Origin of the sequence: Azospirillum ramasamyi (genome assembly GCF_003233655.1) — a bacterium.
Lineage (GTDB): Bacteria > Pseudomonadota > Alphaproteobacteria > Azospirillales > Azospirillaceae > Azospirillum > Azospirillum ramasamyi.
Window position 1 is genome coordinate 318,697 of the sequence record NZ_CP029833.1, and the last position, 16,965, is coordinate 335,661.

The 16,965-nt window shown below is 71.6% G+C and carries 12 protein-coding genes; all 12 read left to right on the plus strand.

All coding sequences use genetic code 11. From position 1 onward, the window contains the following. Positions 1 to 33 precede the first annotated feature (33 nt). The 12 genes from DM194_RS23735 to DM194_RS23790 all read left to right on the plus strand — a co-directional run bounded on the left by DM194_RS23735 (position 34) and on the right by DM194_RS23790 (position 16,904). A complete protein-coding gene (locus DM194_RS23735; RefSeq protein WP_111070020.1) occupies positions 34 to 555 on the plus strand; it encodes a class I SAM-dependent methyltransferase in 522 nt (173 codons plus the stop codon). 186 nt (positions 556 to 741) lie between these two features. Continuing rightward, a complete protein-coding gene (locus DM194_RS23740; protein WP_246024561.1) occupies positions 742 to 3,891 on the plus strand; it encodes an ABC transporter transmembrane domain-containing protein in 3,150 nt (1,049 codons plus the stop codon). A gap of 207 nt (positions 3,892 to 4,098) precedes the next feature. Further along, complete coding sequence (locus tag DM194_RS23745; protein ID WP_111070021.1) at positions 4,099 to 5,901, plus strand: ABC transporter ATP-binding protein; 1,803 nt, start codon at positions 4,099 to 4,101, stop codon at positions 5,899 to 5,901. A gap of 104 nt (positions 5,902 to 6,005) precedes the next feature. Next, positions 6,006 to 7,961, plus strand: a complete 1,956-nt coding sequence (locus tag DM194_RS23750) for an ABC transporter substrate-binding protein (RefSeq protein ID WP_111070022.1) — start codon at positions 6,006 to 6,008, stop codon at positions 7,959 to 7,961. 6 nt (positions 7,962 to 7,967) lie between these two features. Then, the gene (locus DM194_RS23755) at positions 7,968 to 8,999 is read left to right on the plus strand and encodes an ABC transporter permease (RefSeq protein ID WP_111070023.1); all 1,032 of its coding nucleotides are present in this window, start codon (positions 7,968 to 7,970) and stop codon (positions 8,997 to 8,999) included. Between the two features lie 83 nt (positions 9,000 to 9,082). After that, positions 9,083 to 10,240 carry an ABC transporter permease gene (locus DM194_RS23760; protein WP_111070289.1) on the plus strand — a complete coding sequence of 386 codons (1,158 nt, stop codon included), beginning with the start codon at positions 9,083 to 9,085 and terminating at the stop codon, positions 10,238 to 10,240. Between the two features lie 261 nt (positions 10,241 to 10,501). After that, positions 10,502 to 11,797 carry a glycosyltransferase family protein gene (locus tag DM194_RS23765; RefSeq protein WP_111070024.1) on the plus strand — a complete coding sequence of 432 codons (1,296 nt, stop codon included), beginning with the start codon at positions 10,502 to 10,504 and terminating at the stop codon, positions 11,795 to 11,797. Next, positions 11,794 to 13,089: a glycosyltransferase gene (locus tag DM194_RS23770; protein ID WP_176581495.1), complete on the plus strand. Its 1,296-nt coding sequence runs from the start codon at positions 11,794 to 11,796 to the stop codon at positions 13,087 to 13,089. Before DM194_RS23765 ends, DM194_RS23770 begins: the two co-directional genes overlap by 4 nt. Continuing rightward, a complete protein-coding gene (locus DM194_RS23775; RefSeq protein ID WP_111070025.1) occupies positions 13,086 to 14,231 on the plus strand; it encodes a glycosyltransferase family 4 protein in 1,146 nt (381 codons plus the stop codon). The genes DM194_RS23770 and DM194_RS23775 overlap by 4 nt, the downstream gene beginning before the upstream one ends. Then, entirely contained in the window at positions 14,228 to 14,983 is a 756-nt protein-coding gene (locus tag DM194_RS29090) for a histidine phosphatase family protein (RefSeq protein WP_111070026.1), read from the plus strand. Before DM194_RS23775 ends, DM194_RS29090 begins: the two co-directional genes overlap by 4 nt. After that, positions 14,980 to 16,137, plus strand: a complete 1,158-nt coding sequence (locus DM194_RS23785) for a glycosyltransferase family protein (protein ID WP_111070027.1) — start codon at positions 14,980 to 14,982, stop codon at positions 16,135 to 16,137. Before DM194_RS29090 ends, DM194_RS23785 begins: the two co-directional genes overlap by 4 nt. Then, a complete protein-coding gene (locus DM194_RS23790; RefSeq protein ID WP_111070028.1) occupies positions 16,134 to 16,904 on the plus strand; it encodes a polysaccharide deacetylase family protein in 771 nt (256 codons plus the stop codon). The genes DM194_RS23785 and DM194_RS23790 overlap by 4 nt, the downstream gene beginning before the upstream one ends. Positions 16,905 to 16,965: the final 61 nt, after the last annotated feature.

Genomic DNA, 16,965 nt, shown 5'->3' on the forward strand with positions numbered 1-16,965 from the left:
CTTGCCGATCCGTGGAGCGCAGGGGAGGGGCAGATGGGGACCGCCAGGGGCACCGAGATGGAATCCCGGTCGCTGCTCGACCGCATGATCGATCGGATGACGGTGCAGCGCAACGCGCTGGGCTGGGCCGGGCGCGCCGTGGCCGGCCGCGACGGCATGGTGCTGGAGGTGGGGCTGGGCAAGGGCCGCACCTTCGACCATCTGCGCCACCTTTTCCCGCCGCGCGACATCCTGGTCTTCGACATGTGGGTCCGCGTGCCGCCGGACCTGACGCCGGACGAGGACCGCCTGTTCGTCGGCGATTTCCAGGAAACCATGCCGGCGGCGGCGGAGCGGTTCGGCCGCTGCGCCCGGCTGGCCCATGCCGATTTCGGCAGCACCGACCGCGGCCACGACGCCCGGCAGGCGGCATGGCTGGCGCCGCTGATCGACGCGCTGATGCTGCCGGGCGGCGTCGTGCTGTCCGACCGGCCGCTGGAGCGTCCCAACTGGACGCCGCTTCCCCTGCCCGCGGACGAACGCTGGCCCTACCACGCATGGCGGGTGGACGGCTGAGCGGCGCCGCGCCTATGCCGGTGGGGCAGGCGTAAGGCCGGCAGTGGAAAACGGCCCGGCTCCCGCCAATCTTCAGTCCCTTCCGCCCGCAGGGATGCCGGCACCGGCGCCGGGCTCCACCGGGGCGGACGACACCGGCACGGATGACGCTGGTACGAATGACGGGCGCGACGCGGAAGGCCATTGATGGACCGCAATATTTTCCAGTTCATATGGAAGCACAGTGGCCGACAGCAGATCCTGCTCGCCCTGTTGACGATCGCCTCGTTCCCGGTGCTCTACGCATCGCTGGAATTGCCGAAGATCATCATCAACCGGGCCTTGTCCGATCCCCAGCCGGAACGCGAGATCCTGGGCGTCACCTTGGGGCCGGTGGCCTACCTGATGGTGCTGTGCTTCACCTTCCTGGCGCTGGTGCTGGCCAACGGCGCCTTCAAGATGCGCATCAACACCTTCAAGGGGGTGGTCGGCGAACGGCAGGTGCGGCGGCTGCGCTTCATGCTGCTGGACCGCCTGCTGCGCTTCCCGCTGCCGCATTTCTCCAAGGTCAGCCAGGGAGAGCTGATCTCCACCGTCGCGGCGGAAACCGAACCGCTGGCGGGCTTCATCGGCGATTCCTTCGCCCAGCCGCTCTACCAGGGCGGCACGATGCTGACGATCCTGCTGTTCCTGTTCATCCAGCAGCCGACCATCGGGCTGGTGTCGATCGCGCTGATCCCGGTGCAGGCCTACATCATCCCAAAATTGCAGATCAAGGTGAAGCTGCTGGGGAAGGAGCGGGTGCGCAAGGTCCGGCAGCTGTCCGAGCGCATCGGCGAAAGCGTGGAGAATGTCCGCGAGGTCCGCGTCAACGGCACCGTCCGCTACGTCCTGGCCGAATTCTCGCAATATCTCGGCAGCATCTATTGGATCAGGATGGAAATCTACAAGCGCAAGTATTTTGTCAAGTTCCTGAACAACTTCATCAACCAGATCACGCCCTTCTTCCTGTTCTCGATCGGCGGTTATCTGGTCCTGGACGGCGATCTGACCATCGGCGCGCTGGTGGCGGCGCTGTCGGCCTTCAAGGATCTGACCACCCCCTGGAAGGAACTGCTCGACTATTACCAGAACATGATCGACGCCCAGATCAAGTACGAGCAGATCGCCGACCAGTTCTCGCCGCCCTTCCTGTTCGACTGGGCCCCATCGACACCCGCCACGCCGGCCGACCTGAAGGCGCCGCTGCGGCTGGAGGCGGTGACCTGGGCCAACGAATACGGCGACCGCATGCTGCAGCGGCTGACGCTGGAAGTGCCGCCGGGCGCTCTGGTCGGCATCGCCGGCACCAACGCGCTGGCGCTGCGCCGGCTGGCCGAGGTGCTGGTGCGCCTGTCGCCGCCGACCTCCGGCCGCATCACCATCGGCGACCACACGCTGGATCAGCTGCCGCTCGACCTGCTGGGGCGCCGCATGGCCTATGCCGGCCCGGAACCGCGCATGTTCACCGGCAGCATGATGCAGAACATCACCTACGGCCTGCGCCACCGCCCGCCGCCCGACGACCCGGAAACGATGAGCCCCGCCCGAAGGCGCGAGATCGTGGAGGCCGAGGCGTCCGGCAACTCCACCGACAGCATGGAGGGCATCTGGACCGACTTCGCCATGATCGGCGCGACCGACTGGGCCAGCATGCGCCCCTGGTTCATGCAGTGTCTGGCGGCGACCGGCGGCGAGGCGGCCGTCTACCAGCGCGGCCTGCGCGAGGTGTTCGACCCCGAAGACTATCCCTTCGTCGCCCAGCCGCTTCTGCGCGCCCGCCACTGGCTGCGCGACGCCATCACCGAACGCGGGATGGACAAGCTGCTGGCCCGCTTCGACCGCGACCGCTTCAACCCCTATGCCAGCCTGGCGGAGAACATGCTGTTCGGCCTGCCGGACGGCAAGCGGCTGACCGTCGCCCGCATGGTCAGCGACCCCACCATCCGCGCCCTGATGGAGGAGCACGGGCTGTGGGACTCCGCGGTGCATCTCGGCCGCCGCTTCGCCATGCGGGTGGTCAGCGTCTACCGCGACAGCGACAACGGCGACGTCATGATCATGCGCTATCCGCACATCGACGACGCCCTGTTCGAGGAACTGGTGGAGGCGGTCACCCGCCTGAAGCGCCGGTCCGAGCGGCCCCATCGCCGCCACCACGACGCGGACACGCTGCTGTTCGCCACCATGTTCCTGATGATCGTGCCCAAGCGCGACGGCATGGACTTCGCCCCGGAGCCGGAGCGCGAGGCGGTCATGGCGATCCGCCGCCGCCTGCTGGAGGACATGCCGGATGAGCTGAGCGGCAAGGTCGCCATCTTCGATCCGGACCTCTACCACCCGCGCCTGAACGTGATGGACAACCTGCTGTTCGGCCGCATCACCACGGAGGATCCGCGCGCCATCACCCAGCTGCGCGCCCTGGTGGACGAGGCGCTGGAGCGGACCGACGCGCGCGCCTTCGTGCTGATCCTGGTGGCGCTGGGCGAGGTCGGCATCGGCGGCTCGCTGCTGCCGATCAGCGTGCGGCAGCGGGTGCAGCTGCTCCGCGGCCTGACGAAGAAGCCCGACATCTTCGTCATCTATCAGGCGCTCAACAGCTACGACCCGGAGGAACGGCTGCGCATCTTCCTGCGCATGAAGGAACTCCTGCCGGCCATGACGATGATCGTGCTGGAGGAGCGGATCACCGACAACCCGGCCTTCGACGCGATCTACGACCTGGAGGACGGCCGGCTGGTCCGGCGCGGCCAGAACGGCACCGAACAGCCGGAGGACACGGTGCCCGGGGAAGGGGAGGGCGCCGACGAGCCGGCCCTGCGGCTGCTGTCGCGCTCTCCCGTCTTCTCCGACATGCCGGAGGCGGTGCTGCGCCGCATGCTGGCGGCGTCGGAATGGCGGACGGTGTCCGCCGGCGACTTCATCTACCGCAGCGGCGAGCAGTCCGAATTCGTCTTCGTCCTGGCGGACGGGGAGGCGGAGCAGGTGCGGCTGATGCCCGACAACCAGCCGCCGCTGCACATCGCCTACATCAAGCCGCCGGAGGTGATCGGCGAGGTGGAGCTTCTCGCCGGCGTCCGCCGCTTCTCCTCCATCCGGGCGCGCAGCGACCTGCGGCTGCTGCGGCTCGACGGCGCGGCGATGCTGCGGCTTCTGCCCTCGGCGCCGGAGCTGCCGATGCGGGTGCTCCAGCAGATCGGCAAGCGCCTGACCAGCGAAGGCCCCTCCGGCTCGGCGCCCATCTCAACGGCCGCCCTACCGGCTACCGAACCGGCCCCCGAAACCACCGGCGACAGTCGATCCGCAACACAACCATGATGGAGTGATCGCGATGAGGCAGGGGGGAGAGGAATCCCCTCTCCCCCCCGGGGAGAGGGTCAGGGTGAGGGGAAAGCGCGGCGAGGATTCCCGCGGAGCCACGCACAGCATCCCCCTCGCCCCATCCCTCTCGCCGGGGCTGCGAGGGAGTGACGGCAACCCTCACCGGAACGGGAATGGCTTGGCGAGCGGCCGGGAGACGCAACGATGCTGAAGGTGGAGAGCCTGACGATCCGTTTCCGCAATGCGCCGGTCGACCGTCCGGTCGTCGACGGCGTCGGCTTCTCGATCGGGGCGGGGCAGAGCGTGGCGCTGGTCGGCGAATCCGGCTCCGGCAAGACTCTCACCTGCCGCAGCATCCTGGACATCCTGCCGCGCGGGGCGAAGGTGGCCGGCGGCTCCATCCTGTTCGGCCGGGGGGCGGAGGCGGTCGATCTGCTGCGCCTGCCGCGGTCGGGCCTGCGCGACATCCGCGGCAGCCGCATCTCGATGATCTTCCAGGAGCCGATGAGCGCGCTGTCGCCGCTCCACAGCATCGGCGACCAGACCATGGAGGTGCTGCGGCTGCACGGCAACTGCAACCGCCGAAGCGCCCGCGACAAGTGCCTCGCCATGTTCGAGCGGGTGGGCTTCCCCGATCCGCTGCGCGCCTTCCGCTCCTACCCGTTCCAGCTGTCGGGCGGCCTGCGCCAGCGGGCGATGATCGCCATGGCGATGGTGGCCCGTCCGCAGCTGCTGATCGCCGACGAACCCACCACGGCGCTGGACGTGACGCTGCAGGCCCAGGTGCTGGCGCTGATCAAGGAGCTGCAGGCGGAGACCGGCATGGCGGTACTGCTGGTCACCCATGACCTGGGTGTGGTCGCCAACATGGCCGACGCCGTGGTGGTGATGCGCGCCGGCCGGGTGATGGAATCGGGCTGCTGCGCCGACGTGCTGGGCCGGCCGCTGCACGGCTACACCCGCAAGCTGATGGCCGCCGCCCCCTGCATTCCCGGGATGGCCCGCGCGCTTCCCGCCGCCGCCGGGGACGCCGCTGAGGACTCCGCCGCCGAGTCCGCCGGGGACGCCATCCTGGAGTTCCACGGCGTCGCCAAGACCTACGAGCGCGGCCCCACCCGCGTCCGGGCGCTGGACGGCATCGACCTGTCCGTGCGCCGTGGGGAGACGCTGGCCATCGTCGGCGAGTCGGGATCGGGCAAGACGACGCTGGCGCGCCTCGCGATGCTGGCGGAGCGGCCGGACCCCGGCGGCCGCCTGCTGTTCCGGCCGTCCGCCGGGCAGCCGCCGCTCGACCTCCTGTCCGCCGCGGGGCCGGAGCTGACCGCCTACCGCCGCCGCGCCCAGTTGGTGTTCCAGGATCCCTATGCCTCCCTCAGCCCGCGCATGAGCGTCGGCGAGATCATCGCGGAGCCGCTGGTGATCCACGGCGTCTGCGACCGCGGCGAACGGTGGGAGCGGGTGCGGGCGCTGATGGCGCAGGTCGGGCTCGATCCCGCCTGGGCCTGCCGCTATCCCCATGCCTTTTCCGGCGGCCAGCGCCAGCGCATCGGCATCGCCCGCGCGCTCGCCCTCGACCCCCAGCTGCTGATCTGCGACGAGCCGACCTCGGCGCTCGACGTATCGGTGCAGGCGCAGGTTCTCGACCTGCTGGAAGCGATCAAGCGGCGGCTCGGCCTCAGCCTGATGTTCATCTCGCATGATCTGGCGGTGGTGGCGCGGCTGGCCGACCGGGTGGCGGTGATGCGCGCCGGCCGGGTGATGGAGCAGGCGCCGCCCGCCGTTCTGTTCTCCGCCCCGCTGCATCCCTACACTCGCGCGCTGATCGCCGCCTCGCCCGAACCGGATGTCGGCCGCCCGATCGACGTCGCCACCGTGGCGCTCGGCGCCGGCGCCCCCGACCTGTGGCCCGCCCCCTTCCGCCCCACCCCCGACGGCGCCCCGCCCCCGCTGGTGGAAACCGCACCCGGTCATTTCGTGAGAGGCCGTCTCGCAAGGCGGGCGGCATGAGGACGATCCTTCGCCCCGGCGGCTCGGATCACCCTCTCCCCCCCGGGGAGAGGGTGGGGCCACGCCGCTTCGCGGCGGGGTGGAGGAGGGGGACGCGCGGCGGGATGCTCGCGAAAATCCTGCAACGCATTCTCCTCACCCTCCTCCTTTCCTTCCTCATCACCGCCCCCGCCGCCGCCTTCACCCCGCAGGAACCGCCGCTCCTGCGTGATCAGGTGCGCTACGGCCTGCTGCCGCCCGTGCGCCAGCGCATGCCGGAAGAGCCGCTGATCGTCGATCCGATGGCCAGGGGCCGCGACCTCGGCCGGTCCGGCGGCTGGATCCGCACCTTCATCACCCAGCGGCGCAACAGCCGCATCGCCGTGCTCTACGGCTATGCCCGGCTGGTCGGCTACGACGAGAAGCGGGAGCTGGTGCCCGACATCCTGAAGGACGTGACGGTCGTCGACGGGCGCGACTTCACCCTGACCCTGCGCGCCGGCCACCGCTGGTCCGACGGCGCCCCCTTCACCAGCGACGACATCCGCTACTGGTGGGAGGACGTCGCCAACGATCCGATGCTGTCGCCCTCCGGCCCGCCGCGCTTCATGCTGGCGGGCGGCAAGCCGCCGCAGGTCAGCTTCCCCGACGCGGTCACCGCCCGCTTCACCTGGGAGGAACCGAACCCCTATTTCCTGCCCGCGCTGGCCGCCGCCCGGCCGCCCTTCATCTACCGGCCGGCCCATTACCTGAGGCGCTTCCACGCCCGCTACACCGGCGAGGCGGAGCTGGCGCCGCTGATCGCAAAGTACAAGGTCCGCAACTGGGCGGCGCTGCACAACGCCCGCGACGACATGTTCCGCATGGAGAACCCGGACGAGCCGACACTCCAGCCCTGGATGGCGATGTCGAAGGGCACCGGCAGCCATCTGCTGTTCCAGCGCAACCCCTATTACCACCGCTTCGACACGCGCGGCATGCAGCTGCCCTACGCCGACGGGCTGGACGTGACGGTGATGGCCGGCGGGCTGATCCCGGCGCAGGTCGCCACCGGCAAGGCCGACCTCCAGGCCGAAGGGCTGACCTTCTCCCAGGTGCCGGTGCTGGTGGCGGGGGAGAGGGGCGGCGACTACCGCACCCTGCTGTGGCCGGAGGGCAAGGCGGCGGAGATCGCGCTCTATCCCAACCTGAACTACAACGACCCGGTCTGGCGCGGCCTGCTGCGCGATCCCCGGTTCCGCCGCGCCCTGTCGATGGGCATCGACCGGCGGATCGTCAACCGCTCGCTCTTCTTCGGGCTGGCGCGCGAAAGCGGCGTGGACGTGCTGCCGGGAAGCCCGCTCTACAAGCCGGAGCGCACCGGCGTCTGGACCGGCTACGACCCCGAACGGGCCGCGGCGCTGCTCGACGAGATCGGGCTGAAGCGCCAGCGCGGCGAGCTGTACCGCGACCTGCCCGACGGCCGCCCGCTGGAGGTGATCGTGGAATCGGCCGGCGAGAAGCCGGAGGTGGCCGACGCGCTGCAGATCATCGCGGAGACCTGGCGCGACATCGGCGTCCGGCTGCTGGTGCGCATGGTGGACCGCGACGTGCTGCGCAACCGCGTCTATGCCGGCCAGACGATGATGGCGGTGTGGGGCGGCTGGGACAACGGCGTCCCCGATCCCGACAGCAGTCCGGGGGAGCTGGCCCCGATGACCCAGGAGAATTTCAGCTGGCCGAAATGGGGGCAGTATTACCAGACCTCCGGCGGTGCCGGGGAGGCCATCGACATGCCGGTCGCGCGCGAGCTGATGGAGTTCGCCCGCCGCTGGCGCCAAACCACCGACGAGACGGAACGGCGCGCCCTGTGGTCGGCGATGCTCGACATCCATGCCGACCAGATCTTCGTCATCGGCGTGGTGGCGAAGACGCCGCAGCCCATCGCCGTCGCCAACCGCCTGCGCAACGTGCCGGAGAAGGGGCTGTGGCTGTGGGATCCCGGCGCCTATCTCGGCATCTACCGGCCCGACGAGTTCTTTTTCGCCGACGCCCGCCCGGCCGATCCCGAGCCGGCCGGCGTTTACCGCAGGGGGGAATGACCGCCCATGCCGCGTTTCATCCTGCACCGGCTGCTGGTGATGATCCCGACGCTGATCGTGGTGTCGATCGTGATCTTCATCGTCATCAACCTGCCGCCCGGCGACTATCTGTCCAACCAGATCGCCGAGCTGCGCGCCACCGGCCAGGAGGCCGGGCTTGCCAAGGCGGAGTTCCTGCGCCGCGAATATGCGCTGGACCGGCCGCTGCCCGAGCAATACCTGATCTGGATCGGCCTGTGGCCGGGGCCGAACGGCTTCAACGGCCTGCTGCAGGGCGACCTCGGCTGGTCGTTCGAGTTCAACAGGCCGGTGGCGGAGGTGGTGGGCGAAACCCTGTGGTTCACCGTCATCCTCAACGTCGCCGCCGTGCTGTTCGTCTATCTGGTCTCCTTCCCGCTGGGGGCGCTGGCGGCGATCCGCGCCAACAGCTGGGTCGATTACCTCGCCGCCACCATCGGCTATATCGGCCTGGCGACGCCCAACTTCCTGCTGGCGCTGATCCTGCTCTATTACGGCCAGAAATGGCTGGGCCTGCCGATCGGCGGGCTGGTGGACGCCCGATACGAGAACCAGCCGATGAGCTGGGCCAAGGCCGGCTCGATCCTGCAGCACCTGATCGTTCCCACCGTCGTCATCGGCCTGTCAGGCACCGCCGCCATGGTGCGGCGCCTGCGCGCCAACCTGCTGGACGAGCTGGGCAAGCCCTATGTCGTCACCGCCAAGGCCAAGGGCGTGCCGCCGCTGCGCCGGCTGACCCGCTATCCGCTGCGCATGGCGCTGAACCCCTTCGTCTCCGACATCGGGTCGCTGCTGCCGTCGCTGGTGTCGGGGTCGGTTCTGATCTCGGTCGTGCTGAGCCTGCCCACCATCGGTCCGGCCCTGCTGGAGGCGCTGCGGGCGCAGGACATCTTCCTGTCGGGCTTCATCCTGATGTTCATCTCGCTGCTGGTGCTGGTCGGCATGCTGATCTCCGACATCGCGCTGGCGCTGCTCGATCCCCGCATCCGGCTGGGCAAGGCAAGGAAGGCCCAGTCATGAAGAACCAGGACATGACGGGTCCGGGCGCGGAAGAACCGGGCATAATACGTGGCGGCATGAGCGGCGGGGGCACCGGCGAGGGCATGGGCGGCGGCTGGGACCACTACGTCGACAGCCGGCCCTATCCCGATCCGGCGGCGATGGACGGTCCGGCGCCCCGCTTCGATCCGGGCGCCTCGACCGGGCGGCTGATGCTGCGGCGGTTCCTGCGCCACCGGCTGGCGGTGCTGGGCGCGCTGTTCCTCGGGCTGTCCTATCTCAGCCTGCCCTTCGTCGATTTCCTGGTTCCCTACGGCGCCAACGAACGCGACGTGGAGCATCTCTACGCCCCGCCGCAGGGCATCCACCTGTTCCACGACGGCCGCTTCATCGGCCCCTTCGTCTACCCGACCACCGGCCAGCCCGACCTGAAGGACTATCGCTGGCGCTACGAGGCGGACACCAGCCGGCCGATGCCGCTGGAGTTCTTCTGCCCCGGCAAGCCCTACCGCTTCCTGGGGCTGGTGGAGATGCGGATGCGGCTGGTCTGCCCGCCGCCGGGGGCGACGCTGCATCTGCTGGGCACCGACCGGCTGGGCCGGGACATGCTGTCGCGGCTGGCCATCGGGGCGCAGCTGTCGCTGACCGTCGGCCTGCTGGGCATCGCCGTCTCCTTCGCCATCGGCGTCACGTTGGGCGGCATGGCGGGCTATTTCGGCGGCTGGATCGACGCCGGGGTGCAGCGCCTGTCGGAAATCCTGAAATCCCTGCCGGAGCTGCCGCTGTGGCTGGCGCTCTCCGCCGCGGTGCCGGCGCATTGGAGCCCGGTGACGGTGTTCCTCTGCATCTCCGTCATCCTCGGCCTGCTCGACTGGCCGTCGCTGGCCCGCGCCGTGCGCTCCCGCTTCCTGGCGCTCCGCGAGGAGGATTTCGTCATGGCGGCGGAGCTGATGGGGGCGAGCCCGGCGCGGATCATCCGCCGCCACCTGCTGCCCAACTTCGCCAGCCACCTGCTGGCCAGCGCCACCCTGTCGATCCCGGCGATGATCCTGGGCGAGACGGCGCTGTCCTTCCTGGGCTTGGGCCTGCGCCCGCCGGCCACCAGCTGGGGGGTGATGCTGAACGACGCCCAGAACCTTATGGCGGTGGAAACCTATCCATGGGTGTCATTGCCGATGCTGCCGGTGATCCTAGTAGTCTTGTCCTTCAATTTCTTCGGCGACGGACTGCGTGACGCCCTGGATCCCTATCATGGCGACTGAGCCCTTTTCCCGGCGGCCGGCAAGCCCTGCAAGCATGCGCCCCTCTCATATATCGCACCTCATAGCTTGGTTTTTCCGCCTGGCCGGAAGTCGGCTTGATGCGCGGCGCGATCCATGTGAGGGGTTCTGTCCAGGCTGGAGCGCCGCCGCCTGGACCGGACGCGCGGCCACCGGGGCCACACCGGTCATCGGACGAACATAATGACTTGATCCCCCAAGCCTTTTCGGTTCCGACTCCTTGCTGACGCGGAGTGCCCGAGCATGCACCGGCCCCTGGCTCCTTTTCGGTCCATCCACCCCGACCGAACACCGCCGCGCATCCTGCTGTACAGCCACGACACCTTCGGGCTGGGACATCTGCGGCGATCGCGGACGATTGCCCAAGCTCTGGTGTCGGCCTTTCCCGACGCCTCGGCGCTGATCCTCACCGGCTCGCCCGTCGCCGGCCGCTTCGACTTTCCCGAGCGGGTCGACCATGTGCGCCTGCCGGGCGTGGTGAAGCAGCCGGACGGCGGCTACACCGCCCGCAACCTGGGCCTGCCGATCGAGCAGACCACCGCCATCCGGGCGGAGATCATCCGCGCCACCGCCCGCGCCTTCCGCCCGACGCTCGCCATCGTCGACAAGGAGCCGACCGGCCTGCACGGCGAATTCCTGCCGGCGCTGGAGGAGATGCGGGCGCGCGGCGGCACCCGCGTGGTGCTGGGCCTGCGCGACGTGCTGGACGCGCCCGAGGCCCTGCAGCCGGAATGGGAGCGCAAGGAGGCGGTGACCGCCGTGGAGCGCTATTACGACCAGCTGTGGGTCTACGGCCTGCCGCAGGTCTACCGTCCGCTCGACGGGCTGGACCTGCCGCCGGAGGTGGCGGCTCGGGTGCGCTACACCGGCTATCTCCGCCGCGAACCGACGGAGGGGGCGGCTGTCCGGCCGGGCGCTCCCTATGTGCTGGTCACCCCCGGCGGCGGCGGCGACGGCGCCGCCCTGGTCGATTGGACCATCGCCGCCTATGAGGCCGATCCCGACCTCAGCCCGCGCGCGCTGATCGTCTACGGCCCCTTCCTGGACGATTCCCACCGCAAGGCGTTCGCCCGCCGCATCGGCCGGCTGAAGGGCCGGGTCGAGACCCTGGATTTCCATTCCCGCATGGAAGACCTCTTTGCCGGCGCCGTGGGCGTGGTGGCGATGGGCGGCTACAACACCTTCTGCGAGATCCTGTCCTTCGACAAGCCGTCGGTGCTGGCCCCGCGCACCCGCCCGCGGCTGGAACAGCGCATCCGGGCGGAGGCGGCGGAGGCGCTGGGCCTGCTGCGCATGCTGGACAGCGACCGCGACGGCGGCGACCCGCGGGCGATGGCCGACGCCATCCGCGCGCTGCCCGCCCAGCCGCCGCCCTCGGCCAGCCCGCTGCCCGGCCTGCTCGGCGGTCTGGACCGCATCGCCGGGCTGACGCGCGATCTGCTGGAGGCCGAAGGGCCGTCCGGCCGGACGGCGGCCCTCACCCCGCTCCGCCGCGCGGCGCTGCGCCTGTCCCGCATGGCGATGAGCAAGCGCGCATGACGTCCGGACCGGGGAAGGGCGGCCCTGTACCGCCCGGAGCACCGTCCGGCGGGCCGGTCACGCTGGCCGTGGTGGTGAAGGGATACCCCCGCCTGTCGGAGACCTTCATCGCGCAGGAGATCCTGGCCCTGCAGGAGCGCGGAGTCGATCTGGCGATCTGGTCGCTGCGCCGCCCCACCGACGCCCGCCGCCACGCCCTGCACGACCGCATCACCGCGCCGGTCCATTACCTGCCGGAATACCTGCGCGACGAGCCGGGGCGGGTGCTGCGCGCGCTCGGCCGCCTGCTGGTCCGCCATCCGGCCGGGCTGGCCCGCACGGCGCGGGGCTGGCTGCGCGACCTGATGCGCGACCGCACCGCCAACCGGGGGCGCCGCTTCGGTCAGGCGCTGGTGCTGGCGGCGGAGCTGCCCGCCGCCATGCCCTTCCTCTATGTCCATTTCCTGCACACCCCGGCCTCGGTCGGGCGCTACGCCGCCGCCATCCGCGGCGTCGGCTGGGGCTTTTCCGCCCATGCCAAGGACATCTGGACCACCCCGGAATGGGAGAAGCGGGAAAAGCTGGCCGACGCCCGCTTCGGCGTCACCTGCACCGCGGTCGGGGCGGCGCATCTGCGCGGGCTGGCGGCGGATCCCGCGCGCATCGACCTCGTCTATCACGGGCTGGACCTCGGTCGCTTTCCCGCCCCGCCGGACCGCGCGGACGCCCCCGCCCGCGACGGTTCCGCCCCCGATCGCGCGGTGGAGATCCTGTCGGTCGGCCGGCTGGTGGAGAAGAAGGGCTACGACCGGCTGCTCGACGCGCTGGCGATGCTGCCGGACGGTCTGCACTGGCGGCTGGTCCATATCGGCTCCGGCGACCTGAAGCAGGACTTGCGCGCGCGGGCCGAAAGGCTGGGGCTGGCCGGCCGCATCGACTGGCGCGGCGCGCAGGACCAGGCGGCGGTGATCGAGTCCCTGCGCCGCGCCGACCTGTTCGTGCTGACCAGCGTGGTGGCCGGGGACGGCGACCGCGACGGCCTGCCCAACGTGCTGATGGAGGCGGCGAGCCAGCGCCTCGCCATCCTCTCGACCGCCGTGTCGGCCATCCCCGAATTCATCGCCGACGGCGTCCACGGCCTGCTGACCGACGGCACCCCGCCCGCCATCGCCGCCGCGCTGGAACGGCTGGCCACCGACCCGGCGCTGCGCCTGCGGCTGGGCGAGGCCGCCCATGCCCGCCTGCGCGCCGAGTTCGGCATGACCGCCGGCATCGACCGCCTCGTCCGCCGGCTGGCGGAGGCCGCGGCATGAGCGCCCCGTCCCCGCCGCGCATCGCCTTCTATGCCCCGCTGAAGCCGGTCGACCACCCGGTGCCCTCCGGCGACCGCCAGATGGCGCGGCTGATCCTGCGCGCGCTGGCTGTGACCGGACCGGTGGAGGTGGCGAGCGGCCTGCGCGTCTATGACGGCAGCGGCGACGCCGCGCTCCAGGCCCGTCTGACGGCCAGGGCCGACGCGGAATGCGGCCGCCTGCTCTCCCTCTACGCCGCCGCGCCGGAGCGCCGCCCGTCGCTGTGGCTGAGCTACCATGTCTATTACAAGGCGCCCGACCTGATCGGGCCGCGCATCGCCCGCAGCCTCGGCATCCCCTATGTCGTCGCGGAGGCGACCCGCGCCCGCAAGCGCCTGACCGGCCCCTGGTCCGCCTTCGCCGCCGCCGCCGAGGCCGCCGTCGAGGCCGCAGACCTCGTGCTCTGCGTCAGCGACCGCGACCGGCAGGCGGTGGAGGCCTACGGCCCGCCCGGCCAGCGCGTGGCGATGCTGCCCCCCTTCCTCGACCTGCCGCCCGCCCCGGAACCGAGCACCGCCGAGCGCGGGGCGCCGGGCTCGCCAACCCGCCTGCTGACCGTCGCCATGATGCGGCCGGGCGACAAGCTCGCCTCCTACCGCCTGCTGGCCGAGTCCCTTCATCTTCTGGCCGCTCAACTTCCGACCGCCCGCCCCTGGACGCTCGACATCGTCGGCGACGGCCCGGCGGCGGCGGAGGTATCGGCGCTGTTCGCCCCCTTCGGCCCGCGCGTGCGGCTGCTGGGCGCCGGCGCTCCCGCCGACCTCGCCGGCCATTACCGCGCCGCCGACCTGCTGGTCTGGCCCGGCCTGAACGAGGCCTTCGGCATGGTCTATCTGGAGGCGCAGGCCCATGGGCTCCCCGTGCTCGCCGTCGACAGCGCCGGCACCGGCACCGTCATCCGCGACGGCGTCGGCGGACGGCTGACCGGCCCGACGCCGCAGGACTTCGCCGCGGCGCTGGCCGGCCTGCTCGCCGACCCGCCGGCCCTGCGCTCCCTCGGCCAAGGCGCCCGCGCCCATGTCGAGGCGCATCACGGCCTGCCGGCGGCGGCGGAGCGTCTGCGCGCCCTGCTGACCGGCCTGACCCGGCGGGCGCCGGCATGATCCGGCTCGCCTTCCTGCGCCACGGCGTCACCGGCTGGAACCGCGAGGGGCGCATCCAGGGCCGTACCGACATCCCGCTCGACGCCGAGGGCCGCAAGCGCCTGTCCCGCCTGACCCTGCCGGAGGACTGGCGCGACGCCGTCCTGCACGCCAGCCCGCTGTCCCGCGCCGTCGAGACGGCCCGCCTGCTGGGCAACGGCCGTCCCGTCCGCACCGACGGCCGCCTGATCGAAATGGACTGGGGCTCCTGGGAGGGGCTGCGCGGCATCGACCTGCGCGCCGACCCCGCCAGCGGCTACCGCGACCTCGAAGCCTGGGGCTGGGACTTCCGCCCCCCCGCCGGCGAAAGCCCCGCCGACATCCGCCAGCGCCTGACCGACTGGCTGCACTCCCTCTCCCGCCCCGGGAAAGTGAAGGGGCCCATGCGAAGCATGGGAAGGGTGAGGGGTAATCCAAGGATCCATGCGGTTCCCGATTCTCGCCCCACCCCTCACCCTCCCCACGCCTGCGGCGCGGGCCCCTTCCCTCGCCCGGGACAGGAGAGGGCGATTGTCCCCGCGGAGATGCCCCGCCCACACCTCGCCGTCACCCATATCGGCGTGATTCGCGTCGCCCTGGCGCTCGCCTGGGGCTGGGACTTCCGCGGCCCGCCGCCGGTTCCGGTGAGGCGCGACCGCCTCTACGCCATGACGCTCAGCGATGACGGCAGCCTGCGCCCGGACGGCAACCACGAGGGGGAGCGCCTGTCGTGAAGCTCATGATCGTCGTCACCCACCTGCTGGGCACCGGCCATCTCAGCCGCGCGCTCGCCCTGGCCGAAGCCTTCGCCGCCCGCGGCTGGAGCGTCGACGTGGTCAGCGGCGGGCGCCCTGCCCCCCATCTCGGCAGCGGCGGCGCCACCCTGCGCCAGCTGCCGCCGCTGGCGAGCGACGGCGCCGACTTCGCCACCCTGCTGACCGCCGACGGGCGTCCCGCCGATGCCGGGATCTTCGCGGCGCGGCGGGCGATGCTGACCGGCCTGCTCGACAGCCTCCGCCCCGACGTGCTGGTCACCGAGCTGTTCCCCTTCGGCCGCCGCGCGCTCGCCGCCGAGTTCGACGCCCTGCTGGAACGCGCCCGCAGCCTGCCGGCCCCGCCGCTGGCGCTCGCCTCCGTACGCGACATCCTGGCCCCGCCCTCCAAGCCGGCGCGGGTGGCGGAGACGGAGCGGCGGCTGCTCGGCTTCTATGACGGCGTGCTGGTCCATTCCGATCCGGCCGTGGCGCCGCTGGAGGACAGCTGGCCGCTGACCATGGCGATGCGTCCGCTGCTGCGCTACACCGGCTTCGTCGTGCCGCCGCCGGCCCTTGCCGACGGCGGCACGGACGGGCAGGGCGAGATCCTGGTCACGGCAGGCGGCGGCCCGGTCGGCCGTCCCGTCTTCGAGGCCGCCGCCCGCTGCGCCGCCCTATGCGCCGCCTCCGGCGCCCTGCCGCAACGCTGGCGCCTGCTGGTGGCGAAGGGCGACGCGGCGCTGGCCGACCGGCTGCGCGCCATGGCCCCGCCCGACCGTCTGCTGGTGGAGCCGGTACGCCCCGACTTCCGCGCCCTGCTGGGCCGGGCATCCGCCTCGGTCGGGCGCTGCGGCTACAACACCGCGCTCGACTGCCTGACGGTGGGGGTGCCCAGCGTCTTCTGCCCGTTCGAGGACGGCAAGGAGGTCGAGCAGACGATCCGCGCCGCCATCCTGGCCCGCCGCCCCGGCATCGCCATGCTGCGCGAGGCGGAGCTGACCCCCGACAGCCTCGCGGGCGCCCTGCAGTCCGTCATGGGCGCACGCATCCCGCCGCTCGACCCGGAATCGTTGGCCGGCGCGGCGCGCAGCGTCGAGATCGCCGAGGCCATGCTGGCGGAGAAGAGATCATGAGCGACTGGAGCGCCGCGAACTGGAACCCGGTGGAGGAGGAGTTGTCGCGCTGGAGCGGCCTCGGCCGGCGCTGCGCGTTCTGGCTGCGCGACGACGACGCGGTCGCCGCCGGCCCGCAACTCGACCGGCTGCTGCGGCGCTGTGCAACGGCCGGCATCCCGCTCTGCCTTGCCGTCATCCCGGCGGAGGCCGGCCGTTCCCTCGCCGACGCGCTGGCGGATCAGCCCCATGCGGCCGTGCTGGTCCATGGCTGGGCCCACGCCGACCATGCCGCCCCCGGCGCCAGGAAATGCGAATTCGGGCCGGAGCGTCCCGCCGATCTCCGGCAGGTGGAGGCCGAGCGCGGCCTGTCCGTCCTGCGCGCCCTGTTCGGCGGCCGGCTTTTCCCGCTGTTCGTCCCGCCCTGGAACCGGATGGCCGCCGACATGCCCGTCCGGCTGGCCGCCGCCGGCTATCGCGCCGTCTCCGCCTTCGGCACGCCGCCGCGGGAGCGGGGAGGGGTTGCCTGGATCAACACCCATCTGGACCTGATCGACTGGCGCGGCGGCCGATCCGCGGTGCCGCCCGCCGCCCTGCTCGACACGCTGTGCCGCGAGTTGCGCGAAAGGCGGGAGGGCCGGCGCGGCCCGCATGAGCCCATCGGCCTGCTGACCCACCACCGGGTCCATGACGAGGCGATCTGGAACCTGCTGGACCGCCTGCTCGACCGGCTGGCCGGGCATCCGGCGGTGGAATGGCCGGCCGTCGGCGCATTGTGCCGGCCCTGAAAATGTGCCGGCCCTGAAAAAGCGACGGGGGCCGACCCGCGCCATCTCTGACGCGGATCGG

Bases quoted from the DNA above. Each gene is read 5' to 3' on its own strand.
- DM194_RS23770 (WP_176581495.1), top strand. From the start codon at position 11,794: ATGACGTCCGGACCGGGGAAGGGCGGCCCTGTACCGCCCGGAGCACCG.
- DM194_RS23740 (WP_246024561.1), top strand. From the start codon at position 742: ATGGACCGCAATATTTTCCAGTTCATATGGAAGCACAGTGGCCGACAG.
- DM194_RS23790 (WP_111070028.1), top strand. From the start codon at position 16,134: ATGAGCGACTGGAGCGCCGCGAACTGGAACCCGGTGGAGGAGGAGTTG.
- DM194_RS23750 (WP_111070022.1), top strand. From the start codon at position 6,006: ATGCTCGCGAAAATCCTGCAACGCATTCTCCTCACCCTCCTCCTTTCC.
- DM194_RS23775 (WP_111070025.1), top strand. From the start codon at position 13,086: ATGAGCGCCCCGTCCCCGCCGCGCATCGCCTTCTATGCCCCGCTGAAG.
- DM194_RS23735 (WP_111070020.1), top strand. From the start codon at position 34: ATGGGGACCGCCAGGGGCACCGAGATGGAATCCCGGTCGCTGCTCGAC.
- DM194_RS23745 (WP_111070021.1), top strand. From the start codon at position 4,099: ATGCTGAAGGTGGAGAGCCTGACGATCCGTTTCCGCAATGCGCCGGTC.
- DM194_RS23755 (WP_111070023.1), top strand. From the start codon at position 7,968: ATGCCGCGTTTCATCCTGCACCGGCTGCTGGTGATGATCCCGACGCTG.
- DM194_RS29090 (WP_111070026.1), top strand. From the start codon at position 14,228: ATGATCCGGCTCGCCTTCCTGCGCCACGGCGTCACCGGCTGGAACCGC.
- DM194_RS23765 (WP_111070024.1), top strand. From the start codon at position 10,502: ATGCACCGGCCCCTGGCTCCTTTTCGGTCCATCCACCCCGACCGAACA.
- DM194_RS23760 (WP_111070289.1), top strand. From the start codon at position 9,083: ATGGGCGGCGGCTGGGACCACTACGTCGACAGCCGGCCCTATCCCGAT.